The organism is Streptomyces sp. NPDC014889, assembly GCF_043081205.1.
Taxonomy (GTDB): Bacteria; Actinomycetota; Actinomycetes; order Streptomycetales; family Streptomycetaceae; genus Streptomyces.
In genome coordinates this window covers 521,008-545,085 of the sequence record NZ_JBIBWH010000003.1, presented here as the reverse complement: position 1 = coordinate 545,085, position 24,078 = coordinate 521,008, and the positions used below count along the sequence as shown (strand labels likewise).

General features: G+C 73.1%; 21 protein-coding genes. 7 read left to right on the top strand and 14 right to left on the bottom strand.

Features of this window, described 5'->3' with window-relative positions:
- Positions 1 to 9: 9 nt before the first annotated feature.
- The 5 genes from ybeY (at position 10) to era (ending at position 3,668) form a co-directional block, all read left to right on the top strand.
- Positions 10 to 507, top strand: coding sequence for an rRNA maturation RNase YbeY (ybeY, locus tag ACF09J_RS08675; RefSeq protein ID WP_365423733.1), 498 nt, complete (start codon positions 10 to 12; stop codon positions 505 to 507).
- A gap of 7 nt (positions 508 to 514) precedes the next feature.
- A complete protein-coding gene (locus tag ACF09J_RS08670) occupies positions 515 to 1,825 on the top strand; it encodes a hemolysin family protein (RefSeq protein WP_392304635.1) in 1,311 nt (436 codons plus the stop codon).
- A complete protein-coding gene (locus ACF09J_RS08665; protein WP_392304634.1) occupies positions 1,822 to 2,181 on the top strand; it encodes an MmcQ/YjbR family DNA-binding protein in 360 nt (119 codons plus the stop codon). Before ACF09J_RS08670 ends, ACF09J_RS08665 begins: the two co-directional genes overlap by 4 nt.
- 102 nt (positions 2,182 to 2,283) lie before the next feature.
- Positions 2,284 to 2,646 (top strand): cytidine deaminase, encoded by a 363-nt coding sequence (locus tag ACF09J_RS08660; RefSeq protein ID WP_392304633.1) that lies wholly within the window; start codon positions 2,284 to 2,286, stop codon positions 2,644 to 2,646.
- Positions 2,647 to 2,714: 68 nt separating this feature from the next.
- Positions 2,715 to 3,668, top strand: coding sequence for a GTPase Era (gene era, locus ACF09J_RS08655; RefSeq protein ID WP_392304632.1), 954 nt, complete (start codon positions 2,715 to 2,717; stop codon positions 3,666 to 3,668).
- A 76-nt stretch (positions 3,669 to 3,744) separates the two neighbouring features.
- Here era and ACF09J_RS08650 read toward each other — a convergent pair whose 3' ends face one another.
- The 13 genes from ACF09J_RS08650 to hrcA form a co-directional block, all read right to left on the bottom strand.
- On the bottom strand, positions 3,745 to 5,868 hold the full coding sequence (locus ACF09J_RS08650) for a glycoside hydrolase family 31 protein (protein ID WP_392304631.1): 2,124 nt from the start codon (positions 5,866 to 5,868) through the stop codon (positions 3,745 to 3,747).
- A 755-nt stretch (positions 5,869 to 6,623) separates the two neighbouring features.
- Positions 6,624 to 7,745 carry a carbohydrate kinase family protein gene (locus ACF09J_RS08645; protein WP_392304682.1) on the bottom strand — a complete coding sequence of 374 codons (1,122 nt, stop codon included), beginning with the start codon at positions 7,743 to 7,745 and terminating at the stop codon, positions 6,624 to 6,626.
- Between the two features lie 189 nt (positions 7,746 to 7,934).
- Positions 7,935 to 9,224: a glucarate dehydratase family protein gene (locus ACF09J_RS08640; RefSeq protein ID WP_392304630.1), complete on the bottom strand. Its 1,290-nt coding sequence runs from the start codon at positions 9,222 to 9,224 to the stop codon at positions 7,935 to 7,937.
- The gene (locus tag ACF09J_RS08635; RefSeq protein ID WP_392304629.1) at positions 9,221 to 10,186 is read right to left on the bottom strand and encodes a 5-dehydro-4-deoxyglucarate dehydratase; all 966 of its coding nucleotides are present in this window, start codon (positions 10,184 to 10,186) and stop codon (positions 9,221 to 9,223) included. Before ACF09J_RS08635 ends, ACF09J_RS08640 begins: the two co-directional genes overlap by 4 nt.
- A 117-nt stretch (positions 10,187 to 10,303) precedes the next feature.
- Positions 10,304 to 11,299 (bottom strand): adenosine deaminase, encoded by a 996-nt coding sequence (locus ACF09J_RS08630; RefSeq protein ID WP_392304628.1) that lies wholly within the window; start codon positions 11,297 to 11,299, stop codon positions 10,304 to 10,306.
- A 21-nt stretch (positions 11,300 to 11,320) separates the two neighbouring features.
- Entirely contained in the window at positions 11,321 to 12,229 is a 909-nt protein-coding gene (locus ACF09J_RS08625) for a ribonuclease Z (protein WP_392304627.1), read from the bottom strand.
- 6 nt (positions 12,230 to 12,235) lie between these two features.
- Complete coding sequence (locus ACF09J_RS08620; protein WP_392304626.1) at positions 12,236 to 12,589, bottom strand: histidine triad nucleotide-binding protein; 354 nt, start codon at positions 12,587 to 12,589, stop codon at positions 12,236 to 12,238.
- A 92-nt stretch (positions 12,590 to 12,681) separates the two neighbouring features.
- Complete coding sequence (locus ACF09J_RS08615) at positions 12,682 to 15,870, bottom strand: S41 family peptidase (RefSeq protein WP_392304681.1); 3,189 nt, start codon at positions 15,868 to 15,870, stop codon at positions 12,682 to 12,684.
- A 171-nt stretch (positions 15,871 to 16,041) separates the two neighbouring features.
- Positions 16,042 to 16,617, bottom strand: coding sequence for a hypothetical protein (locus ACF09J_RS08610; protein ID WP_392304625.1), 576 nt, complete (start codon positions 16,615 to 16,617; stop codon positions 16,042 to 16,044).
- A gap of 125 nt (positions 16,618 to 16,742) precedes the next feature.
- Positions 16,743 to 17,483 carry a 16S rRNA (uracil(1498)-N(3))-methyltransferase gene (locus ACF09J_RS08605; protein WP_392304624.1) on the bottom strand — a complete coding sequence of 247 codons (741 nt, stop codon included), beginning with the start codon at positions 17,481 to 17,483 and terminating at the stop codon, positions 16,743 to 16,745.
- Complete coding sequence (locus ACF09J_RS08600) at positions 17,480 to 18,568, bottom strand: nitronate monooxygenase (RefSeq protein ID WP_392304623.1); 1,089 nt, start codon at positions 18,566 to 18,568, stop codon at positions 17,480 to 17,482. Before ACF09J_RS08600 ends, ACF09J_RS08605 begins: the two co-directional genes overlap by 4 nt.
- Positions 18,569 to 18,750: 182 nt before the next feature.
- On the bottom strand, positions 18,751 to 19,890 hold the full coding sequence (dnaJ, locus tag ACF09J_RS08595; protein WP_392304622.1) for a molecular chaperone DnaJ: 1,140 nt from the start codon (positions 19,888 to 19,890) through the stop codon (positions 18,751 to 18,753).
- Positions 19,891 to 20,907 carry a heat-inducible transcriptional repressor HrcA gene (hrcA, locus tag ACF09J_RS08590; RefSeq protein WP_392304680.1) on the bottom strand — a complete coding sequence of 339 codons (1,017 nt, stop codon included), beginning with the start codon at positions 20,905 to 20,907 and terminating at the stop codon, positions 19,891 to 19,893.
- A 200-nt stretch (positions 20,908 to 21,107) separates the two neighbouring features.
- On the opposite strand from hrcA, the gene ACF09J_RS08585 reads away from it, so the two are divergent.
- Together ACF09J_RS08585 and ACF09J_RS08580 are read left to right on the top strand one after the other, a co-directional pair.
- Positions 21,108 to 21,869, top strand: a complete 762-nt coding sequence (locus ACF09J_RS08585) for an MBL fold metallo-hydrolase (protein WP_392304621.1) — start codon at positions 21,108 to 21,110, stop codon at positions 21,867 to 21,869.
- Positions 21,870 to 21,901: 32 nt separating this feature from the next.
- On the top strand, positions 21,902 to 22,765 hold the full coding sequence (locus tag ACF09J_RS08580) for a DUF3097 domain-containing protein (RefSeq protein WP_392304620.1): 864 nt from the start codon (positions 21,902 to 21,904) through the stop codon (positions 22,763 to 22,765).
- Positions 22,766 to 22,808: 43 nt separating this feature from the next.
- On the opposite strand, the gene hemW is transcribed toward ACF09J_RS08580, so the two are convergent.
- Positions 22,809 to 24,041, bottom strand: coding sequence for a radical SAM family heme chaperone HemW (gene hemW / locus ACF09J_RS08575; protein ID WP_392304619.1), 1,233 nt, complete (start codon positions 24,039 to 24,041; stop codon positions 22,809 to 22,811).
- Between the last annotated feature and the right edge of the window lie 37 nt (positions 24,042 to 24,078).

Here is a 24,078-nt window from a genome sequence, read left to right as displayed (position 1 = left end):
AGCACCACCATGTCGATCGACGTCAACAACGAGTCGGGAACCGAGGTCGACGAGCGGGCGATCCTCGACATCGCCCGCTACGCACTCACCCGCATGCGCATCCACCCGCTCTCCGAGCTCTCGGTGATCGTCGTGGACGCCGACGCCATGGAGCAGCTGCACGTCCAGTGGATGGACCTGCCGGGCCCCACGGACGTCATGTCCTTCCCGATGGACGAGCTGCGGCCGCCGTCGAAGGACGACGACGAACCCCCGCAGGGCCTCCTCGGCGACATCGTGCTGTGTCCCGAGGTCGCCGCGAAGCAGGGCGCCGAGGCCCCGACGCAGCACTCCATGGACGAGGAGCTCCAGTTGCTCACCGTCCACGGCGTGCTGCACCTGCTCGGCTACGACCACGAGGAGCCCGACGAGAAGGCCGAGATGTTCGGCCTTCAGGCGGCGATCGTGGACGGCTGGCGTGCCGAGCGGGGCCTGCGCGGCCCGTCACCGGCACCCACCGTCTCGTAACCCGCCCATGAGCCCTCAGATCGTCGTCGGCGCGATCGCGCTCGTCGTCGTCGCCTGGCTCGCCGCCTGCGCGGAGGCGGGCCTGGCACGGGTGTCCAGCTTCCGCGCCGAGGAGGCCGTGAAGGCGGGCCGCCGCGGCAGCGCGAGACTGGCCCAGGTCGCCGCCGACCCGACCCGCTACCTCAACCTGGCGCTGCTGATGCGCGTCACGTGCGAGATGGCGGCGGCGGCGCTGGTCACCTACGCGTGTCTGGAGTCGTTCCCGGGCACGGGCCAGGCGCTGGTCGTCGCCATCGCGGTCATGGTGCTCGTCTCGTACGTGGCCATCGGGGTGTCCCCGCGCACCATCGGCCGCCAGCACCCGCTGAACACGGCGACCGTGGCCGCGTACGTACTGGTGCCGCTCGCCCGGGTGCTGGGCCCGATCCCGTCGCTGCTGATCCTCATCGGCAACGCGCTGACCCCCGGCAAGGGGTTCCGGCGCGGCCCGTTCGCCTCCGAGGCCGAGCTGCGCGCCATGGTCGACCTCGCCGAGCAGGAGTCGCTGATCGAGGACGACGAGCGGCGCATGGTGCACTCGGTCTTCGAGCTGGGCGACACCCTCGTGCGCGAGGTCATGGTGCCGCGCACCGACCTGGTGGTGATCGAGCGGTACAAGACCATCCGCCAGGCCCTCACGCTGGCGCTGCGCTCCGGCTTCTCGCGGATTCCGGTCACCGGCGAGAACGAGGACGACATCGTCGGGATCGTCTATCTGAAGGACCTGGTCCGCAGGACGCACATCAACCGGGACGCCGAGAGCGAGCTGGTGTCGACGGCCATGCGTCCGGCCGTCTTCGTACCGGACACGAAGAACGCCGACGACCTGCTGCGCGAGATGCAGAAGGAACGCAACCACGTCGCCGTCGTCATCGACGAGTACGGCGGCACGGCCGGCATCGTCACCATCGAGGACATCCTCGAGGAGATCGTCGGCGAGATCACCGACGAGTACGACCGCGAGCTGCCGCCGGTGGAGCCGCTCGGCGACGACCGCTACCGCGTCACCGCGCGCCTGGACATCACGGACCTGGGCGAGCTGTACGGCCTGGAGGAGTACGACGACGAGGACGTGGAGACGGTCGGCGGGCTGCTCGCCAAGGCCCTGGGCCGGGTGCCCATCGCGGGCGCTTCGTCGGTCGTGGAGCTGCCCGACGGCCGGGAGCTGCGGCTGACCGCGGAGGCGGCGGCCGGGCGCCGGAACAAGATCGTGACCGTGCTCGCGGAGCCGGTGGCCCCGGCGGCGCCCGCCGGGGGCGGGGAGGAGAAACCGGAGTGAGTCCCGAGGAGCTGCGCGCCCTCTGCCTGTCGTTCAACGCGGTGGTGGAGGACTTCCCCTTCAACCCGGAGACCTCGGTCTTCAAGGTCCGGGGCAAGCTGTTCGCGCTGTCGGCCCTGGACTCCCGGCCGCTGAAGGTCAACCTCAAGTGCGACCCGGAGGACGCGATCCGGCTGCGCGCGGAGTACGAGGGCCTGATCGTCCCCGGCTGGCATATGCACAAGCGCCACTGGAACACGGTCACGGTCGGCACCGGGCTCCCGGACCGGCTGGTCCGGGAGCTCGTCGAGGACTCCTACGACCTGGTGGTGGCGGGACTGCCGCGCGCGGAGCGGCTGCGGCTCGACCGGGCGTGAAGGCCGGGGCGCCGCGGCGGGCCTGACCGCGGCGGCTGCGGCGGTCTCGGCGGTGGCCGGGGTGATCTCCGCGACCGTGGGGGCGGCTCTTATGCTCGGGGCATGACCGAGACCAACGCGCTTGATCCCGAGGACCTCAAGATCGTCACCCTGGCCCGTTCGGCCCGGGCCCGCAACGGTGTGCCGGAGGGCGCGGCCGTACGGGACGAGACGGGGCGTACGTACGTCGCCGGGTCGGTGCGCCTCGCCTCCCTGAGCCTGAGCGCCCTGCAGACCGCGGTGGCGATGGCCGTCGCGTCCGGTGCGACGTCCCTGGAGGCGGCGGCGGTGGTCAGCGAGGCGGAGGAGATCGCCCCGGAGGACCTGGCCGCCGTACGGGACCTGGGCGGCGCGAAGACGCCGGTTCTGCTGGCCGGCCCGGACGGCACCGTACGGCTCACCCGGCCGGCGGGCGAGGACGGCTGAGGCCCGCCGGAGCCGCGCTTGCCCGTCCGTGTGCAGCCGGGGTTCGTGGATCAGGGACAATGGGCGCCATGAGCGTTCGCACCCAGTCATCCGAGCAGTCCGTCGAGGCTTCCCACCGGGCCGGCTTCGCCTGCTTCGTGGGCCGCCCCAACGCGGGCAAGTCCACCCTCACGAACGCTCTGGTCGGGCAGAAGGTGGCGATCACCTCGAACCGGCCGCAGACGACGCGGCACACCGTGCGGGGCATCGTCCACCGCCCGGAAGCGCAGCTGATCCTCGTGGACACGCCGGGGCTGCACAAGCCGCGCACGCTGCTCGGGGAGCGGCTGAACGACGTCGTACGGGCCACCTGGGCCGAGGTCGACGTGATCGGCTTCTGCCTGCCGGCCGACCAGAAGATCGGGCCCGGTGACCGGTTCATCGCGAAGGAACTGGCCGGGATCAAGAAGACGCCCAAGGTCGCGATCGTCACGAAGACGGACCTGGTGGACTCCAAGGCGCTCGCCGAGCAGCTCATCGCGATCGACCGGCTGGGCGAGGAGCTGGGGATCACCTGGGCGGAGATCGTGCCGGTGTCCGCGACGGCGAACAAGCAGGTGGACCTGCTGGCCGACCTGCTGGTCCCGCTGCTGCCCGAGGGGCCCGCGCTCTACCCCGAGGGCGACCTCACGGACGAGCCCGAGCAGGTCATGGTGGCCGAGCTGATCCGGGAGGCGGCGCTGGAGGGTGTGCGGGACGAACTGCCGCACTCCATCGCGGTGGTGGTGGAGGAGATGCTGCCCCGCGAGGACCGGCCGGCGGACAGGCCGCTGCTCGACATCCACGCCAACGTGTTCATCGAGCGGCCGAGCCAGAAGGGCATCATCATCGGGCCCAAGGGGAAGCGGCTGAAGGAAGTCGGGATCAAGTCCCGCAAGCACATTGAGGCATTGCTGGGGACGCCGGTGTTTCTCGACCTCCATGTGAAGGTCGCGAAGGACTGGCAGCGGGACCCCAAGCAGCTGCGCCGCCTCGGCTTCTGAGAGCCCGGTCACTCCGGGCTCTCCTCCGGGGGCTCTGCCCCCGGACCCCGGCGGGCGGCTTTGCCCCCAGTCGCATTCAGCGCAGGGTCTTCGGTGCCTTCAGTGCCTTCAGTGCCTTCTTCGCGTCCCTTGCGTTCAGGTTGATGAAGACCGGGGTCGTGTTCAGGGGGGTCGGGTAGGCCGTGATGGTGCGGGGGCCGTGGAGGGTGCGGGCGTGGGTTACGTCGTACCAGGTGCCCGGGGGGAGGTGGACCGGGCGGGTGGGGGCGTCGGTCAGTTGGGGGGCCGCCAGGACCGCGGGGCCCAGCATCCACTCGTCGGTGATCGTGTACGCCCGCTCGTCGTGCGGGAAGTCGAAGAAGAGCGGGCGCATGATGGGGTCGCCGGTGCGCAGCGTCTGCCGGACCTGGTCCTGGATGTAGGGGGCGAGTCGGCGGTGGCGGGCGATGGCCTCGCGGTAGAGGGCGGCGGTCTGCGCGTCGTACACCACCTTCCGGCCGGTCGTCACATCGACGGTGCCGACGGGTGATGTGGAGGAGTACATCAGCGGCATCAGGGCCGCGGCCTGCGCCCAGCGAACCAGGACCTGTTTGGTGGGGGCGGGCTCACCGCTGGAGCCGCCGATCATGTCGGTGGTGACGAAGGGGTAGCCGATGGTGGAGATGGCGAGGTTCTGCGTGACGGCGGCCCGCAGGGAGTTCCAGCCGGTGCCCTTGTCGAGCTGACGGGTGACGAAACCCGCCCGGTGCGCGGTGGTGTCCCAGTGGACGCGGATGCCGACGCCCTGGAGGTCGAACTCGTCGGCGAGCTGTGCGCCCAGCCGCTGGTAGTCGGTGGGCTGGTAGCCGGCGCGGGGAACGCACCGCTCGTCGAAGAACCGGGTGTCGAACTTCAGCCCGTCGACGCCGTAGGTGCTCATGAGGCTGCCGAGCCGGCTCTTGTACCAGGCCCTGGCCTTCGGGTTGGCGAGGTCGACGATCCCGGCGGTGCCGTTCCACCAGGTGACCCGGCACGGCTCGGCGGGATCGGTGGCGGCGCGCAGCAGATAGCCGTGGTCGGCGGCGTACTGGTACTGGTCGGAGTCCAGGTTGATCCACAGCGTCACCCAGAGGCCGAAGCCGAAGCCGAGGTCGTGGATCCGGCGGGACATCGCCCCGGGGTCCGGGTAGGCCTTCGGGTCGAAGGTCATGTTCCCGTAGTCGGACTCCCACTTGTCGTCGAGCTGGAGCGTGTGCCCGGTGATCCCGTGGTCGTGCAGGTCCTGGGCGTAGCCGAGGAGCGCCGCCTGGTCGACGTGGGTGTAGAACTGCGCCCAGGAGTTCCACACCGGCTCGGCGTACTGCCGCGGGGTGGCGTCGCTCTTGTCCGGCTTGCCCACGACGCCGACGTAGTCGCGGTAGACCTCCAGCGGTGTCGACTCGACGAAGACCGTGGCCCGGTAGGGGGCGGCGGACTCGATGTCGAAGCGGCCGAGGCCGTCGTCGTTCTGGTTGATCGCCACGTTCATGACGTGTCCGGTGTCCACGCGCAGTCCGGCCGCCGAGGACGTGTACCAGAACGGGTCGACCATGTAGTACGAGGCCGGCCCGAAGGCCGGGTCGGCGACCTGTCCGCTGTCGAGCGGCCAGGGCTGGTCGGAGGCGGGGCCGCCGTGCGGGGTCCGGGTCTCGCCGTGGCCGTACCAGTGGCCGGCGGAGGACAAGTCGTAGGCGAGGCCCAGGCGTTCGGGGGCGGCGCCGACGACCTGCCAGTCGAGGCGGTAGCGGTCGGCGGACGGGGTGACGTGGGCCCGTACGGTGGCACCGGGCGCCGTCGTGGCCGCGGTGAGGGTGAGCGTGCCGTTCTTCCAGGTCCAGTCGGTGACGCGGGTGGCGTGCTGCCATGCGCCGGCGGCCTGGAAGCGCAGTGCGCCGGTGCCGCCGGCCGCGGTGGCCAGAACGGTGCCGCCCGAACGGCTGGTCGTCAAAGAAAGTTGATGCCTTGTCACCCGTAATGCGTATCCGGGGCTGGTGCGGTCCGCCGGTACGGTCAGGGTGAGTTGGTCCGCCGAGTGGGTGAGGCGGGGCGCGTGCGGGTCGGCCGCGGTCCCGGTCAGTGCCCGAGCCCGGGCCGGTTCCGGCGCGGTCAACGCGAGGGGCAGCGCCAGGACCAGGCCGAAAACGGCGAGGAGCACTCCGGGGCTGCGTGTTGGTCTGCGCACGACGCGTGTCCTTCGACGGAGGGAGCCAGGAGGCCGGAGGCTGCTTGCCTCATCGTGCTCGGTCGCGCCGATGATCGGGCGGCGAACGCCACGTGTCAACGACGTTCCCGGCCAAGGCCCGAACGGCGCGGCGCGCGAACGCCCGGCCGGCCGTGCGGCCGACTGCCGGACGGCGCGGCAGGCGGGCAGCTTGGCACGCCTGCGGCCCGGCATGCGCGGACGGCTCGATGCGCGGGGAGACTTGTCACGCGCACGGCTCAACGCACGGACACCCGACTCCGGGACGCAGCAGCACGGCAGGCGCGCGGCCGACCGTGGAGGGAGCGGCACGCGCGGACGGCCCCACGCGTGGGGGACTTGGCACACGTGCGGCTCAACGCACGGGCGGCTTGGCACGCGAGCAGCACGGCAGGCGCGCGGCCGACCGAGCGCGGCTCAACGTCCGGACGGCTCGACGCACCGACGGCGCGGCAAGCGGGGCAGCTTGGCACACGGGCGGCTCAACGCACGGGCGGCTTGGCAGGCGGGCAGCACGGCAGGCGCGCGGCCGACGCACGGGCAGCGCGGCACGCGCGGACGGCCGCGGGCGACTCGACGTACGGAGGGCTCGACGCACCGGCGGCTCGACAAGCGGGGCAGCTTGGCACGCGAGGACGGCGCGACGCGCGGGCGGCTGGCACGTGGGCAGTGCGGCACGCCGCGACGGGACGCGCCGTCGGCCGACGCGCGGGCGGCTCGACGTGCGTCCGCGACCGTCACCCCGGTCTGCGGAAGCCGATCGTCGGTACGGCGCGGCGGCGCGGCCAGGGTTCGACGCTCGCCTCGGGGACCAGGGCCTCCAGGAACGCGTAGCGCCGCAGGGCCGCCGGGTCCTGGCCCTCGACCGACTGCACCCGGCGCCACCACGCGGCGATCTCGGACCAGCCGGGCGCCGACAGGGAGCCGCCGAACTCCTGGACGGACAGGGCGGCGGTGAGGCCGGCGAAGGCGAGGCGGTCGGCGAGCGGCCAGCCGGCCAGGGTGCCGGTGACGAAGCCGGCCACGAAGACGTCGCCCGCGCCGGTCGGGTCCAGGGCCTCCACCGCGATGGCGGGCACCTCGGCGCTCTCCCCCGTGCGCCGGTCGACCGCGTAGGCGCCCTCGGAGCCGAGGGTGACCACCGCGACCGGTACGAACGCGGTGAGCGCGTGCGCGGCGGCGCGCGGGCAGTCGGTGCCCGTGTAGCGCATCGCCTCCTCGGCGTTGGGCAGGAACGCCTCGCAGTGCTCCAGGTCGGACAGGCCGGCCAGGTCCCAGGCGCCGGTGTCGTCCCAGCCGACGTCCCCGAAGATGCGCGTGCCCTCCGCCGCAGCCTGGGCGATCCACGGAGAGCGCCGGCCCGGCGTCAGGGAGGACACGGCGGCACGCGCGCGGGGCCGGCACTCCGGGGCGCCCTCCTGGAGGAACACGGCCTCCGGGGGCGGCTCGTGGCCGTGCGAGACCATGGTGCGCTCGCCCTCGTAGGCCATGGAGACCGTGACCGGCGAGTGCCAGCCGGGCACGGTGCCGGACGGGGACAGGTCGATGCCCTCGCCCTGTTCCAGCGCGTCCCAGCAGTAGTCGCCGTAGTGGTCGTCACCGAAGGCCGCCGCCAGGGACGTCCGCAGTCCCAGGCGGGCCAGCGCGGTCGCCATGTTGGCCACTCCGCCGGGGCTGGACCCCATTCCGCGCGCCCAGGACTCGGTCCCGCGCACCGGGGCGGAGTCGAGTCCGGTGAAGACGATGTCGAGGAAGACGGTGCCCGTGAGGTACACGTCCCAGGGCGGGTCGTCCGCCGAGCGCAGTCCGGCCAGCGGGTCGACCGGATGATCGACGTGGGCGTGCGGCGCCCCGACGATGTACTCCCGGCCGTCCCGGCCTTCCGGGTCGTCCCGGTCCTCCGGGTACTCCGGTCCCGCTCCGGCGGATGTTCCGGCGGACGTGTTGGACGCGGTCACGGTGCGCTCCCTGACATGGTGCTGGTCCGGCCAGTGTGCACCAGAGCGCCGACAACCCGTCGGCGCTCGCGCCGGGGAGCGCCGCCGCGCCTACCAGCGGGGGGTCGCCGGGGCGGTCCAGCCCGGTTCGGCGACGCGCATCGCGGCCGCGTCGTCGCGGTCCCGCAGACGGCCGTCGTCCTCGGCCCACCGGCGGTGCAGGAAGGCCAGCCTGTCCCGGTCGAGTTCGACGCCGAGGCCGGGGGCGTCGGGGACGGCGACCCGGCCGCCGTCGAAGGTGAGCCGCTCGGTCAGGACGTCCTCCGACTGCCAGGGGTAGTGGGTGTCGCAGGCGTGGTGGAGGCCGGGCACGGTGGACGCCACGTGCGTCATCGCGGCCAGGCTGATCCCGAGGTGGGTGTTGGAGTGCATCGACACGCCGACGCCGAAGGCGGCGCACAGGGCCGCGAGCTGCTGGGTGTTGCGCAGGCCGCCCCAGTAGTGGTGGTCGGAGAGCAGTACCTGCACCGCGTTCGAGGTGAACGCCTCCTTGATCTCGGCGAAGGTCGTCACGCACATGTTGGTGGCCAGCGGCACGCCGGTGCGGGCGGCCACCTCGGCCATGGCGGGCGTGCCGAGGGCGGGGTCCTCCAGGTACTCCAGGACGCCCCCGAGCTGCCGGGCCACCTCCACGGAGGTCTCCACCGACCAGGCCCCGTTGGGGTCAAGCCGCAGCGGGCGCCCGGGGAAGGCCTCCGCCAGGGCCCGTACGGCGGCGATCTCCTGCGCGGGCGGGAAGACGCCGCCCTTGAGCTTGAAGGAGGTGAAACCGTGGCGTTCGGTGAACCTGCGCGCCTGCGCCACCACCCCCGCCGGGTCGAGCGCGGCGCCCCAGTCGTCCTTCTCGCAGGCGACGCCCTCCGGATGCCCGGCCCACTTGTAGAACAGGTAGGCGCTGTACTCGACGGAGTCCCGCACCTTGCCGCCGAGCAACGCGTGCACGGGCAGTCCGAGCGTCTTGCCGAGGGCGTCCAGGCAGGCGACCTCGAAGCCGGACAGGACGGACAGGCGGAGTTTGTCGGCGGTCTGGACGCCGCGCAGCCCGCCGACGTCGACGGCGTTCTCCACCCGGGAGGCGTCCACGGCGACGTCGAGGGCGAACAGGCCGTTGAGGTCGGTTATCCGGCGTCCCGTCAGCCGGTCGGCGAGCGGGCGGGCCAGTTCCAGGTACTTGGTGTCGCCGTAGGTCTCGCCGTATCCGGTGACGCCGTCGGCCGTCACCACCTCCACGATCAGGCGGGGTGTGTACGGCTGGTGGACGCCCTGGGTGTTCAGCAGCGGCGGGTCGGCGATCAGGATCGGGGTCAGCCGTACCTCGGTGATGGTCAGGTCGCCGGTCACAGGGCGACTCCCACCATGTCGAGTCCCGCGGACAGCAGTTCCCTCAGGTCGGCCAGGTCGGCGGGCGAGGGGTCGGTGAGCGGGGCCCTCACGCGTCCGACGGGGCGTCCGCGCAGCCGGGCGGCGGCCTTCACCAGGGACACGGAGTACCCGGGCACGCGGTCGCGCAGTTCGACGAAGGGGACGTAGAAGTCGCGCAGCAGCTTGTCGGCCGAGCCGCCGTCGCCGGACCGCAGCGCGGCGAAGAAGGCGTTGGCGATCTCCGGGGCGAAGGCGTGCACGGCGGAGGAGTAGGCGGCCACGCCGACGGTGGCGTAGGCGCGGGCCTGCATCTCGGCGGTGGGGGCGCCGTTGAAGAACAGGAAGCCCTCGGGGGCGGCGAGGGTGAGCCGCTGGAGGGCGTCGAGGTCGCTGCGGCCGTCCTTGAGGCCGATGACCGAGGGGATCCGCGTGATGCGCCGGAACGTCTCCAGACCGTACGCCACCTGTCCGCGCTGGTAGGCGATGAGCGGCAGCCGGGTGCGGGCGGCGAGCTGTTCGAGCTGGGCGGCCAGTCCGTCCTGCGGGGCGGCGACGAGGTAGTGCGGCAGGACGAGGAGCGCGTCGGCGCCGGCCTCCTCGGCGACGCGCGCGAACCGTGCGGCCTGCGCCCAGCCGTAGCCGGTGCCCGCCACCACGGGCACCCGGCCGGCCGCCTCCTCGACCGCGATCGAGACGACCCGGCGGTACTCGTCCTCGTCCAGGGAGAAGAACTCGCCGGTGCCGCAGGCCGGGAAGAGGGCGCCGGGCGCGGTGGCGAGCTGGGCCGCCAGGTAGGCGCGGCAGCCGTCGGGGTCGAGCGAGCCGTCGTCGTGGAACGCCGTCAGCGGGAAGGACAGCACGCCGTGCGCCATCCCGTCCCGCAGTCTGCGCACCACATCGGACGGACCCGCGGTGTTCGTCTCCGGACTCACCCTGGCCATCTCCCCACATAGACGCCATCCACGTATGGGAACAGAGTTTAGAAACGCGAACACGCCTCGTCAACGGGCGGTGCGCGGAGCGGTCGTTGGCGAGTGGCGGCGCGAGCGAGCGGCGGTCTACGGGAACTCGTACGCCTCGACCTCGGCGAGGTACCGCCGGCGCCGCTCCTCGTCGTCTTCCAGGAAGGAGGCGAGGAAGGAGTTGCGGGCCAGTTCGCGCAGCCGGTCCTTGCCCAGGGCCAGGGTGTCGCGCACGGCGTGGAAGTTGTCGCCCACGTAGCCGCCGAAGTAGGCCGGGTCGTCGGAGTTGAGCGTGCACAGCAGTCCGGCGTCCAGCATGGCGGGCAGCGGGTGGTCGGCCAGCGTGTCGACCGCGCGGAGGCGGACGTTGGACAGGGGGCACACGGTCAGCGGGATCCGGTCGCGCACCAGGCGGGCGACCAGCTCCGGGTCCTCCATGCAGCGCAGCCCGTGGTCGACGCGCTCGACGCCGAGCACGTCGAGGGCCTGCGCGATGTACTCCGGCGGACCCTCCTCGCCGGCATGCGCCACGCGCCGCAGTCCGAGGGCGGCGGCGGCCTGGTACACCTCGCGGAACTTCGCCGGCGGGTGGCCAGCCTCGGCCGAGTCCAGGCCGACCCCGGTGATCCGGTCGAGGTACGGCTTGGCGGCGTCGAGGGTCTCCATGGCCGACTCGGCGGACTCGTCGCGCAGGAAGCACATGATCAACCGGGTCGAGACGCCGTGCTTGTCCTCTCCCCACCGGCCCAGCGCCCGCCACAGTCCCTCGACGACCGTGCCCATGTCGACGCCGCGGGAGAGGTGGGCCTGCGGGTCGAAGAAGATCTCCGCGTGCCGCACGCCCTGCGCGGCGGCCCGCGCGAGATAGGCGTCGGCCAGGTCCTCGAAGTCCCGCTCGGTGCGCAGGACGGCCATGAGTTCGTAGTACAGGTTGAGGAAGGACTGGAGGTCCTCGAACCGGTAGGCCTCGCGGAGCGCTTCGGTGTCCGCGTACGGCAGTTCGACGCCGTTGCGTGCGGCCAGCTCGAAAGCGAGCTCGGGCTCCAGGGTGCCTTCGATGTGCAGATGCAGTTCGGCTTTCGGCAGAGGCATCGGAACATCGTACGTCCCTGGTCAGCGACGTTTCGGGACCGGCACTCTGAGCAGGTCGTACGCCACGGTCAGCTCGCCGTCGAACCCGGCGGCCCGCGCCTGCCGCTCGAACTCCTCCCCGGGCTCCGTGTAGCGCTGGCTGAAGTGGGTGAGGACCAGGTGCCGCACACCGGCGTCCCGCGCCACCCGCGCCGCCTGAGCGGCCGTCAGATGGCCGTACTCGACGGCCAGCGGCTCGTCCTCGTCGAGGAAGGTCGACTCGATGACCAGCAGGTCGCAGCCCTCGGCGAGCGCGTGCACGCCCTCGCACAGCCGGGTGTCCATGACGAACGCGAACCGCTGTCCGCGCCGCACCTCGCTGACGGCCTCCAGCGGGACCCCGTCCAGGGAGCCCTCGCGCTGGATGCGGCCCACGTCCGGGCCCTTGATCCCGTGCGCGGCGAGCCGTTCGGGCAGCATGCGGCGCCCGTCCGGCTCGATCAGCCGGTAGCCGAAGGACTCCACCGGGTGGGAGAGCCGGCGGGCCTCGAAGGTGTACGCGGGGGTGGTCGCGAGGACTCCGTCGGTGTCGACCGGGGCCTCGGTGAGCCCGACCGTCTCGCGGTAGGCGGTGGCGTAGCGCAGACGGTCGAAGAAGCGCTTGCCCGAACGCGGGTAGTGGGCGGTGATCTCGTGCGGCACCCGGTCGAGGTTGATCCGCTGGATCACCCCGGCCAGGCCGAGGCTGTGGTCGCCGTGGAAGTGGGTGACGCAGATCCGGTTCAGGTCGTGCGCCGCGACCCCGGCGCGCAGCATCTGGCGCTGGGTGCCCTCGCCGGGGTCGAACAGGATGCCCTCGCCGTCCCAGCGCAGCAGATAGCCGTTGTGGTTGCGGTGCCGGGTGGGCACCTGGCTGGCGGTGCCGAGGACGACCAGTTCACGTACGGACACGACGGCCTACCCGGGGGGCCACTGAAGGCCACGGCCGCCGAGCACGTGGGCGTGGGCGTGCCAGACGGTCTGGCCGGCGCCGGAGCCGGTGTTGAACACGATGCGGTAGCTGTCCAGCTTGTCCTCGTCGGCGATCGTCTGCGTCTCGCGCAGGACGTCCGCGGCGAGGGCGGGGGCCTCGGCGGCGAGGGCCGCGGCGTCCTTGTAGTGCGCCTTGGGGATCACCAGGACATGGGTGGGCGCCTGGGGGTTGATGTCGCGGAAGGCGACGGTCGTCTCCGTCTCGCGGACGATCGTGGCCGGGACGTGTCCCGCGACGATCTTGCAGAACAGGCAGTCGTCCTGGGGTTCCCCTGCCATGCGATGCTCCTCACGCCGGGTTGATCGAGTACGGGCATGGTATCCAGGCCGGGCGGATCCGGCCGGGTCCGGGGGCCGCGGCCCCCGGACGGTCACGGCAGGGACGGCAAGGACGGCGGGGTCTTCGCCGGTGTTGTCTCCAAAGCCTCGAGCGCGAGGCGGATCGCCTCGTCCAACTGGACGTCATGGCCCGCCGCATGGTCCTGCGGGCGCTGCGCCACCTCGACGTCCGGGTCCACGCCGTAGTTCTCCACGCCCCACTCGTGACCCTCCAGCCAGAAGGCGTACTTGGGCTGGGTGATCAGCGTGCCGTCCACCAGGCGGTAGCGGCTGTCGATGCCGATCACGCCGCCCCAGGTGCGGGTGCCGACGACCGGTCCGATGCCGAGCGCCCTGATCGCCGCGTTGACGATGTCGCCGTCGGAGCCGGAGAACTCGTTGGCGACGGCGACGACCGGACCGCGGGGCGCGTCCTGCGGGTAGCTCTCCGGACGCATGCCGCGCGGCAGGTCCCAGCCGACGATCCGCCGGGCCAGCTTCTCCACCACGAGCTGCGAGGTATGGCCGCCGCGGTTCTCGCGGACGTCGACGACGAGTCCCTCGCGGGCCACCTCCACGCGCAGGTCGCGGTGGATCTGCGCCCAGCCGGGCGCCTGCATGTCGGGGACGTGCAGGTAGCCGAGGCGGCCGCCGGACCGCTCGTGGACATGGGCGCGGCGGTCGGCCACCCACGCGTGGTAGCGCAGTGGCTCCTCGTCGGCGACGGGGACCACGACCGCGTGCCGCGGGTCGCCTCCGCCGGCCGGCAGGACGGTCAGTTCGACCGGCTGGTCGGCCGTGCCGACCAGCAGCGGGCCGGGGCCGGTCACCGGGTCGACCGGCCGGCCGCCGACCGCGACGATCGCGTCCCCGGCGCGCGCCGCGACGCCCGGCGCGGAGAGCGGACTGCGCGCGTTCGGGTCGGAGGTCTCCGAGGGCAGGATCCGGTCGATGCGCCAACTGCCGTCCTCGTGCCGGGAGATGTCCGCGCCGAGCAGCCCCTGCCGGGTGCTGTGCCCGAAGCCGCCTGCCGGTATGACGTAGGCGTGCGAGGTGCCCAGCTCGCCGTGCACCTCCCACAGCAGGTCGACCAGGTCGTCGTGGGTGGCGATCCGGTCGAGGACGGGCCGGTAGCGGTCGAGGACGCCGTCCCAGTCGACGCCGCCCATGTCCGGCCGCCAGAAGTGGTCCCGCATGACGCGGCCGGTCTCCTCGTACATCTGCCGCCACTCGGCGGCCGGGTCGACGGTCTGCCGGACCCGGCCGAGGTCCACGGTGATGTTGGAGTCGCTGTCCTCGTCGCCGGAGGCGCGCCGGTCGCTGGGCACGACCTTGAGCTTGCCGTCCGTCCACAGCAGGACCCGCTTGCCGTCGCCGCTGACCTCGAAGTGGTCGGCGTCGGCGGCGAGGTGCTCGATGCGCTGCTGGACGAGGTCGTAGCGCTCCAGTTCGGTCTTCGGGTCGGGGTCGTCGGGCGTGGCGCGGGTCGCGCCGAGGACTCCGCGCACCGGGTGCCTGAGCCAGAGCACTCCCTCCTTGGCGGCCCGCAGGTTGGAGTAGCGGGCGGCCTCGACCGGGAACGGCACGATGCGGTCGGCCAGGCCCTCCAGGTCGATCCGGGTCGCCGGGACGCCCTCGCTGTCCGGTGTCTCCTCCTTGTCGGGCGTCTCGAAGGGCCGGCCGTGCCGCTGCGGGCCGAACGGCGAGGGGGTCGCCGCGGCGAGCGTGATCAGATGCGGGCGGGAGCTCTCGACGAACGCCAGGTCGAAGACGTGCTCGTCGTAGACCGGGTCGAAGGAGCGGTGGGAGAGGAAGGCGAGGTGCTTGCCGTCAACGGTGAACGCGGGCGCGTGGTCCCGGAAGCGCAGCGGGGTCGCCTCGGTGACCGACAGGTCGGTGGTGCCCGCGAGCCGGAGCTGGCTGAGGGGGCGCGGGCCGGGGTGCGACCAGGCCAGCCAGGCGGAGTCCGGGGAGAAGGCGAGGCCGCTCACGTCCCCGTGCTCGCTGCGGTCCACCTCGCGCACCTCGCCGCTGTCGCGCTCGACCAGCAGCAGCCGGCCGTCGTGCGAGGCGACGGCGACGCGGCTGCCGTCGGGCGCGGTGGCGAGTTCCAGGACGCGGCCGAGCTGCCCGGCGCCCAGCCGGCGCGGGGTGGCGCCGGGCGCGAGTCCGGTGGCGGGCGCGAACTCCAGGGCGTCGTCGCCCTCGGCGTCCGTCACCCACACCACCCACTCCTCGCCCTCGGCGCGGAAGGTGCGCGGCAGCCGGGTGCGTACGCCGGGCTCGGCGGCGAGCGCGCGGGCGGGACCGGAGCGGTGGGTCACCCAGTGGACGGCGCCGCGCACGGCGACCGCGCTGCCGCGCGCGGTGTGGTCCGGGGACGCCGAGCCGAACCAGTGGGAGGCGTTGACCGGATAGGGCTGGAGGTCCACGCGCGGCCCGCCGAGGCGGACGTCGATCCGGCACGGCTCGGCGCCGTCCAGGTCGTCGAGGAGCCACAGTTCACCGGCGCTGGAGTAGACGACCCGGGTGCCGTCGGTGGCCGCGTGCCGCGCGTAGAACCCTCCCCCGCTCTCGGCTCCGCTCGATCGGGAGGCGCCCCCATGCGGGGTGTGCCTGCGCAGGTCGGAGCCGTCGGCGAGGGACGAGTACAGCGCGCCGGTGCCCTCGTGGTCGGAGAGGAACGCGATCCTCTCCCCCACCCACAGCGGGTACTCGATGTTGCCGTCCAGGTCCTCGTGCAACCGGACGAACTCCCCCGTGCTCTCTCGGTCGATCCACAGCTTGCCCGCGGTGCCGCCGCGGTACCGCTTCCACGAGGCCGCCTCGCGGCCCATCGACGCGGACAGCAGCACGGTGTGCGGGCCGTACGCGACGTCGCCGACGGGGCCGTACGGCAGGGTGGTGGCCGGCCCGCCGTCGAGCGGGACGGCGCGCGCCCAGGTGCGGCGCAGACTGGCCTGGCCCTGGGTGCTGAGCGCGAGGACCTCGCCGTCCGGGGTCCAGCCGCGCACCTGGGTCTTCCAACTCCCCCAGTGCGTCAGGCGCTTGGCGGGGCCGCCGGCGACCGGGGCGACGTGCGCCTCGGGGGCGCCGTCACGGGTGGAGGTCCAGGCGACGAGGGTGCCGTCCGGCGAGATGCGGGGGTGGTTCACCGGCACGTTGTCGGCGCTGACCCGCCAGGCCCTGCCGCCGTCCAGCGGCGCGAGCCACACATCGTCCTCGGCGGTGAAGGCGACCAACTCGCCCCGCAGATGCGGGAACCGGAGATACGCGGAGGAAGCGGAGGACGCGGACGACAGGGACGCGGGAGACGATGCGGGCTGAGTCACGTGATCACCCTACGCAGGGGCGGCGGCCACGGACAGGGGGACGAACGGCCTCCGCGCACGCGAACCGGCGGCGGTGCGGCCTCACTTGCCCCGGACGGGCCAGCAGGTGGGATCGCCCTGGCACCAGACCGTCCGTGTGACGGTCACCGTGACCGCCGGCTGCGGCTGGTCGTTGGTGGGCCGGTAGGTGACGGGCGGCCGGTACGTCGGCCCGGTCGTGGCGTCGCAGTTGCCGAGGCCGCGCACGTGGAACAACTCCTTGCCGCCCACCTTGGCGGTCAGGTCCCCGCGCACGCAGGCTCCGTCGACGGCCCGGGTGACCCTCCCGGTGACGGTGATCTTCCGGCCGTCCTTCGTCTCGCCCTCGCAGTCCACGGAGACCACGGTGGTCCCGGACGCCGAAGGCTCCGCACTCCCCGCCGCGCGCGTGCGGCCGCCGTCGCCGTCCCTGCCCGTGCAGCTGAGCCAGCTCACGGAAGCGTGCCGCCGGTTCAGCTCCGCCGTCGCCGTCCTGTCGGTCGTGTACGCGGCCGAGGCGGCGTTGAGCCCGCCGGGATCGCATGCGACGGCGCCGCCCGCGGCGACCGCCGCGAGCACCGCCACGGCCTTCACTCGCCGCCCGTGCGGCAGATGCCGAATCCGCCTCAATGCCCCCATGTACGGCAGCCTGCCACCGCCGCGCCCGGGACGGTAGAGCGCATACGGCCACGCGCGCGCCGCGCACGCCCGGGCTCGTCCGGCCGCCCGTGGGGCGTGCCCGACCGTTCAGAACGAGCGGCTGGTCAGGACCAGCGCCCGGTGCGGCCCAGCAGCAGGGCGGTCGCCGCCGTGCCGGCGGTCGAGGTGCGCAGCACGGTGGGCCCGAGCACGTACGGCTTCGCGCCCGCGTCCTCGAACTGCGCCAACTCCTCGGGGGACACGCCACCTTCGGGGCCGACGACCAGCACGATCTCGCCACGGCCGGGGAGTTCGGCGGTGGCCAGGCGTTCCTCGCCGCTCTCGTGGAGCACGGCGGCGAAGTCGGCTCCGGCCAGAAGTGCGGCAACCTGTTTGGTCGTCGCCGCGTCCGCGACCTCGGGGAAGCGCACCCGGCGGGACTGCTTGCCGGCCTCGCGGGCGGTGGCGCGCCATTTGCCGAGCGCCTTCAGGCCCCGGTCGCCCTTCCACTGCGTGATGCAGCGGGAGGCGGACCAGGGCACGATCGCGTCCACGCCGACCTCGGTCATGGTCTCCACGGCGAGTTCACCCCGGTCACCCTTGGGCAGCGCCTGGACGACGGTGATACGGGGGGACTCCGGCGGCTCCTCGACGAGGGCCGCCAAGTCCGCGACGACCAGCCGGTCCTTGCCCTCGGCGGCCTTGACCACGCCCTGGGTCCAGCGCCCGCGGCCGTCGGTGAGCACCACGTCCTCGCCCGGCCGCAGCCGCTTGACCGAGACCGCGTGCCGCCCCTCGGGGCCGTCCAGCACGAACTCCGCCCCGATCGGCTTCAGTTCGTCCACGACGAACACCGGCGCGGTCATCGCGCGTCACCTCCTGCCGCCGGGCCGGCCGCCAACGCCGCGCGTGCCGCGTCGAGTTCGGCGACCAGCACCTCCACGAGCCGTCCGGCGGGCAGTTCGCGGGCCATCCGGTGGCCCTGGCCAGCCCACAGCGCCATGCCCTGCGCGTCCTTCGCCTTGGCGGCCGCCTTGCGCAGCGGCGCGGTGAGGTGGTGGACCTCCGGGTAGGCGGCGGGCGCGTAGGGGCCGTGCTCCCGCATGAAGCGGTTGACCAGTCCGCGGGCCGGCCGCCCCGAGAACGCCCGGGTCAGCTCCGTACGCGGGAACACCGGGTCGGTGAGGGCCTCCTTGTGCAGGTCGTGCGCGCCGGACTCGGGGGTGGCCAGGAAGGCCGTGCCGAGCTGGGCGGCAGTGGCGCCCGCCGCGAGCACGGCGGCGATCTGGCTGCCGCGCATGATGCCGCCCGTGGCGATGATCGGCAGGGCGACCGTCTCACGGATCTGCGCGACGAGCGAGAGCACGCCGATTCCGGCGCCGTCCTGTTCCGGCAGGTCGCGGTGGGTGCCCTGGTGGCCGCCGGCCTCCACGCCCTGGGCGATCACCGCGTCCGCGCCCGACCGATCCACGGCGAGCGCCTCCTCGGTGGTGGTGGCGGTGGCGAGGACGAAGGTGCCGACCCGGTGCAGGGAGTCGACGACCTCGCGGGCCGGCACGCCGAAGTGGAAGGAGACCACCGGCACCGGGTCCTCCAGGAGCACGGCGAGCTTGGCGTCGTAGCCGTCGTCGCGTCCGGACTCCGGGTCGCCGAGTTCGGTCTCGTACCAGCCGGGCTCGCCGGCGAGCTGGTGGGCGTAGAGGTCGACGGCGCCGGTCTCGGCGCTCTCCGGCTGCGGCATGAACACGTTGACGCCGAAGGGGCGGCCGGTCAGTCCGCGCAGCTGCTTGATCTCCTGGTACATGCCGTCGGCGGTCTTGTATCCGGCCGCGAGGAATCCCAGTCCGCCGGCATCGGACACCGCCGCGGCGAGCGGCGGCACCGCGGGACCGCCCGCCATCGGCGCCTGCACGATCGGGTGCGGGAAGAGATCGGTCAGTGCGGAGGACATGACGGCATGTTGTCACGTCCTCCGGACGAGTCCGAAACCGGGCGACCTCCGGCATATGCCGGAGGAATCCCCTCCGGGGCGGTCGCCCGAACCCGTGGCCGGTCCGAGCCCGGCGTCAGCGACCGTTGACTGCGCCCGCCCGGGGGACAACCCCCGGACCCCCGGCCGACCCGAGCCCCGCGTCAGCGACCGTTGAAAGCGTCCTTCAGGCGCGAGAACAAGCCCTGCTGCCCCGGCTGGAACTGGCCCTGGGGGCGTTCCTCGCCGCGCAGCTTGGAGAATTCGCGCAGCAGACGCTCCTGCTCGGGGTCGAGCTTGGTCGGGGTCTGGACCTCCACGTGGACGATGAGGTCGCCCCGGCCGCCGCCGCGCAGGTGCGTGACGCCCCGGCCGTGCAGCGGGATCGACTGGCCGGACTGGGTGCCCGGGCGGATGTCGACCTCCTCCAGGCCGTCCAGGGTCTCCAGCGGCACCTTGGTGCCGAGGGCCGCCGCCGTCATCGGGATGGTGACCGTGCAGTGCAGGTCGTCGCCGCGCCGCTGGAACGTCGAGTGCGGCAGCTCGTGGATCTCGACGTACAGGTCGCCGGCCGGACCGCCGCCGGGGCCGACCTCGCCCTCGCCCGCGAGCTGGATGCGCGTGCCGTTGTCGACACCCGCCGGGATCTTCACGGTCAGGGTGCGGCGGGCGCGGATGCGGCCGTCGCCGGCACACTCCGGGCACGGGGTGGGCACCACCGTGCCGAAGCCCTGGCACTGGGGACACGGACGCGAGGTCATGACCTGGCCCAGGAAGGACCGGGTGACCTGCGAGACCTCGCCCCGGCCGCGGCACATGTCGCATGTCTGCGCCGTGGTGCCCGGGGCCGCGCCCTCGCCGCTGCACGTGTTGCAGACGACGGCCGTGTCGACCTGGATGTCCTTCGTGGTGCCGAAGGCCGCCTCGTCCAGCTCGACCTCGAGCCGGATCATCGCGTCCTGGCCCCGGCGCGTGCGCGAGCGCGGTCCGCGCTGCGACGCCGTGCCGAAGAAGGCGTCCATGATGTCGGAGAAGTTCCCGAAGGAACCGCCGGCCCCGAAGCCGCTCGCGCCGGCCCCGCCGGACTGCGAAAGGGGGTCGCCGCCGAGATCGTAGACCTGCTTCTTCTGCGGGTCGGAGAGCACCTCGTAGGCGGCGTTGATCTCCTTGAACCGCTCCTGGGTCTTCGGATCCGGGTTGACGTCCGGGTGCAGCTCGCGCGCGAGCCGCCGGAAGGCCTTCTTGATCTCTTCCTGCGACGCGTCACGGCGCACGCCGAGAACGGCGTAGTAGTCCGTGGCCACCTACGACTCCGCCAGGATCTGTCCGACGTACCGTGCCACTGCGCGTACCGCTCCCATCGTTCCCGGGTAATCCATGCGGGTCGGTCCGACCACGCCGAGCTTGGCCACTGCCTCGCCGCCCGAACCGTAGCCGACCGACACGATGGACGTGGAGTTGAGTCCTTCATGGGCGTTCTCGTGACCGATGCGCACGGTCATGCCCGGATTCTGCGTCTCACCGAGCAGCCTCAGCAGCACGACCTGCTCCTCCAGCGCCTCCAGAACGGGCCTGATGGTGAGCGGGAAGTCGTGCGCGAAGCGGGTGAGGTTGGCGGTGCCGCCGATGACCAGCCGCTCCTCGTTCTCCTCGACGAGTGTCTCCAGCAAAGTGGACAGCACGGTCGAGACGGTACCCCGGTCCTCGGCGTCGAAGGCGTCGGGCAGGTCCTCCACGAGCTGGGGGACGTCCGTGAAGCGGCGACCCGCGACCCGGCTGTTCAGCCGCGCCCTCAGATCGGCCAGGGAGGTCTCCCCGAAGGGCACCGGGCAGTCGACCATCCGCTGCTCGACCCGGCCGGTGTCCGTGATCAGCACGAGCATCACGCGCGCGGGCGCGAGGGACAGCAGCTCCACGTGCCGCACGGTCGAACGGGTCAGCGACGGATACTGCACGACGGCGACCTGCCGGGTCAGCTGAGCCAGCAGCCGCACCGTGCGGGCCACCACGTCGTCGAGGTCGACGGCGCCGTCGAGGAAGTGGTGGATGGCGCGCCGCTCGGGCGCGGTCATCGGCTTGACCTCGGCCAGCTTGTCGACGAAGAGGCGGTACCCCTTGTCGGTGGGGATGCGGCCGGCACTGGTGTGCGGCTGGGCGATGAAGCCCTCGTCCTCCAGGGCCGCCATGTCGTTGCGGACCGTGGCCGGCGAGACGCCCAGGCTGTGCCGCTCGGTGAGTGCCTTGGAGCCGACCGGCTCCTCGGTGCCCACGTAGTCCTGGACGATGGCGCGCAGCACCTGAAGCCGCCGCTCGCTGAGCATCGCGCACACCTCCAGGTCGTTCCTCGGCCGCTCGCCTGGCACTCTGCGCATAGGAGTGCCAGCTCTACCCGGCCCAGTGTACGGCCGCCGGGTACGCCCCCGGCAAGGCCGGGCCGCGACTGCGTGCGAGGTCGGGACCGGGATCACCCGGGATCGGCCGGGATGTCGTACCCGGCCGACGTCACCGTTAGCGTCGCCGTATGACGGATGCGCGGAAAGTGGCCCCCGAGGAGCCCGGAGAAGCGGGTCGGGGAGACCTGGAATGGGAGTGGCTGGCCGACGGGGTCGGCCGGTGGCGCCTTCCGGTGTGGGACTGCACGGCCGGGCTGGTCGTGGGGGCGGACGGCGCGCTGATGGTCGACGCGGGGTCGAGCCGCGCGGAGGGCGCACTGCTGCGCGCGCGGGCGCGGGAGCTCTCCGGTCGCGGTGTGACGCTTCTCGCGCTCACCCACCCGCACTTCGACCATGTCTTCGGGGCGGCGGAGTTCACCGGCGCGGAGGTGTTCGCCGCGGCGGGCGCGGCGGCGGTGTTCGCCGGCGGGCGCGAGGAGCTGCGCGAGGACGGGGTGCGCCACGGGCTGGACGGGCGGGCGGCGCGGGAGGCGGCGGACGCGCTGGTGCGGCCGGGCCGCGAGGTCGACGACCGGCTGGCCCTCCCGCTCGGCGGCGGGCGGGAGGCGCTGCTGGTGAACGTGGGTCCGGGCCACACCGCGCACGATCTCGCGGTGGTGGTACCGGGCGAACCGGCGGTGGTGTTCTGCGGGGACCTGGTCGAGGAGTCCGGTGAACCCCAGGCGGGCCCGGACGCCGTGCCGTCCCGGTGGCCGGACGCGCTCGACCGGCTGCTGGCGCTCGGCGGCGAGGACGCGCTGTACGTTCCCGGTCACGGAGCGGTGGTGGACGCCGCCTTCGTCCGCGCCCAGCGGGACGCCCTGGCCGCGCGCTTCGGCGTGTCGCGCTGAGGGGGCACGGGCCTGTCCATATCGTCACTCGAATGCGCCCACCCGTCTCCCACCACCGCCCCTCCGGTGAGGGCCCTTCGGGCCCGCGCCCCCGCGTGTATTCGCCCGACCTCACTCCCCCGTGGAAGAAGCCGCGGACCGTGCCGGAGGTTCCCGCCGAGCCGGGTCTGGTGGTGGAGGAGCCGGGGACCGGCTTCTGCGGGGCGGTGATCCGCTGCGAGGCGGGCGCGGTGACGCTGGAGGACCGCTTCGGCAGGCACCGGGTGTTCCCGCTCGCCGCCGGCGGCTTCCTCCTTGAGGGCCGGGCGGTCACCCTGGTGAAGCCGGCGTCCGGTCCGGTACGGCCCACCCGTACGGCGTCCGGTTCGGTCGCCGTGCCCGAGGCACGCGCGCGTGTGGCCCGCGCCGGGCGCATCTACGTCGAGGGCCGGCACGACGCCGAACTGGTCGAGAAGGTATGGGGCGACGACCTGCGCGTCGAGGGCGTGGTCGTGGAGTACCTGGAGGGCGTGGACGACCTGCCGGCGATCGTCGAGGCGTTCGCACCCGGTCCGGACGCCCGCCTCGGCGTCCTGGTGGACCATCTGGTCCCCGGCAGCAAGGAGTGGCGCATCGCCGAGTCGGTGACCAGCGAGCACGCGCTGGTGGTCGGGCACCCGTACATCGACGTCTGGGAGGCCGTGAAGCCCTCCTCGCTCGGCATCGACGCCTGGCCCCGCGTCCCCCGGGGCCAGGACTGGAAGACGGGCGTGTGCCGCGCCCTGGGCTGGCCGGAGAACACGGGTGCGGCCTGGAAGGGGATCCTGTCCCACGTCCGGTCCTACAAGGACCTGCAACCGGAGCTCCTGGGCCGGGTCGAGCAACTGATCGACTTCGTGACCGTCCCGCCCGGGTAGCGGCGCCGGGCCCGCGCCTCCGGGGCCGCCTGCTCCGGGTGCCTCAGTCCACCAGGTCCCGCACCACCGCGTCCGCCAGGAGCCGGCCCCGCAGGGTGAGCACGGCCCGCCCCGCCTCGTACGGCCCCTCCTGGAGCAGCCCGTCGGACAGCGCGCGCCGGGACGCGGCCAGGCCGTCCGGGCGCAGCAGGTCCAGCGGGACGCCCTCGCTCAGCCGCAGCTCCAGCAGGACGCGCTCCACCCGGCGGTCCTCCTCGGTGAGCAGTTCCCGGCCGGCGCCCGGGGAGCGGCCGGCCGCGAGGGCCGCCGCGTACGCGCCCGGATGCTTCACGTTCCACCAGCGCACGCCCCCCACGTGGCTGTGCGCGCCCGGTCCCGCGCCCCACCAGTCGGCACCGCGCCAGTACAGCTCGTTGTGCAGGCAGCGGCCGGCTTCCGAGGTGGCCCAGTTGGACACCTCGTACCACTCGAAGCCCGCCGCGGACAGCGTCTCCTCGGCGATCAGATAGCGGTCCGCGTGCACATCGTCGTCCGTCATCGGGATCTCTCCGCGCCGGATCCGGCGGGCGAGCTGCGTGCCCTCCTCCACGATCAGGGCGTACGCCGAGACGTGATCGGGGCCGGCGCCGAGGGCCGCGTCCAGCGAGGCCCGCCAGTCGTCGTCGGACTCGCCGGGGGTGCCGTAGATCAGGTCGAGGTTGACGTGCTCGAAGCCGGCGGCGCGGGCCTCGGCCACGCAGGCCTCGGGGCGGCCGGGCGTGTGGGTGCGGTCGAGGATCTTCAGCACGTGCTGCCGGGCGCTCTGCATGCCGAAGGAGATCCGGTTGAAGCCGCCCTCGCGGAGCGCGGCCAGGTAGGCCGGGTCGACCGACTCGGGGTTGGCCTCGGTCGTGATCTCCGCGTCGGCCGCGAGGCCGAACTCGTCGCGGATCGCCCCCAGCATCCGCACCAGGTCCCCGGCGGGCAGCAGCGTGGGCGTCCCGCCGCCGACGAAGACCGTCCGGACCTCGCGCGGGTCGTCGCCGAGCACCTTGCGGGCGAGGCGCACCTCGTCGGTCAGCGTCCCGGCGTAGTTGTCCCGCGAGGCGAGCACCCCACCGCTGCCCCGCAGCTCGGTGGCCGTGTAGGTGTTGAAGTCGCAGTACCCGCAGCGGGTCGCGCAGTACGGAACGTGCAGGTAGAACCCGAGGGCCCGCTCACCCGCCCCGACGAGCGCCTGCGGGGGCAGCGCGCCGTCATCGGGAACGGACTCACCGTCGGGAAGTGCGGAAGGCATGCCTTCCATTGTCCAGCACGCGAGGCCGGTTCCGGCC

Excerpts from the sequence above, each read along its gene's own strand:
- era (WP_392304632.1), top strand. The coding sequence starts at position 2,715 with ATGAGCGTTCGCACCCAGTCATCCGAGCAGTCCGTCGAGGCTTCCCAC.
- ACF09J_RS08605 (WP_392304624.1), bottom strand. The coding sequence starts at position 17,483 with ATGACCGCGCCGGTGTTCGTCGTGGACGAACTGAAGCCGATCGGGGCG.
- ACF09J_RS08585 (WP_392304621.1), top strand. The coding sequence starts at position 21,108 with ATGACGGATGCGCGGAAAGTGGCCCCCGAGGAGCCCGGAGAAGCGGGT.
- hemW (WP_392304619.1), bottom strand. The coding sequence starts at position 24,041 with ATGCCTTCCGCACTTCCCGACGGTGAGTCCGTTCCCGATGACGGCGCG.
- ACF09J_RS08660 (WP_392304633.1), top strand. The coding sequence starts at position 2,284 with ATGACCGAGACCAACGCGCTTGATCCCGAGGACCTCAAGATCGTCACC.
- ACF09J_RS08630 (WP_392304628.1), bottom strand. The coding sequence starts at position 11,299 with ATGCCTCTGCCGAAAGCCGAACTGCATCTGCACATCGAAGGCACCCTG.
- ACF09J_RS08600 (WP_392304623.1), bottom strand. The coding sequence starts at position 18,568 with ATGTCCTCCGCACTGACCGATCTCTTCCCGCACCCGATCGTGCAGGCG.
- ACF09J_RS08670 (WP_392304635.1), top strand. The coding sequence starts at position 515 with ATGAGCCCTCAGATCGTCGTCGGCGCGATCGCGCTCGTCGTCGTCGCC.
- ACF09J_RS08580 (WP_392304620.1), top strand. The coding sequence starts at position 21,902 with ATGCGCCCACCCGTCTCCCACCACCGCCCCTCCGGTGAGGGCCCTTCG.
- hrcA (WP_392304680.1), bottom strand. The coding sequence starts at position 20,907 with ATGCTCAGCGAGCGGCGGCTTCAGGTGCTGCGCGCCATCGTCCAGGAC.
- ACF09J_RS08635 (WP_392304629.1), bottom strand. The coding sequence starts at position 10,186 with ATGGCCAGGGTGAGTCCGGAGACGAACACCGCGGGTCCGTCCGATGTG.
- ACF09J_RS08610 (WP_392304625.1), bottom strand. The coding sequence starts at position 16,617 with ATGGGGGCATTGAGGCGGATTCGGCATCTGCCGCACGGGCGGCGAGTG.
- ACF09J_RS08620 (WP_392304626.1), bottom strand. The coding sequence starts at position 12,589 with ATGGCAGGGGAACCCCAGGACGACTGCCTGTTCTGCAAGATCGTCGCG.
- ybeY (WP_365423733.1), top strand. The coding sequence starts at position 10 with ATGTCGATCGACGTCAACAACGAGTCGGGAACCGAGGTCGACGAGCGG.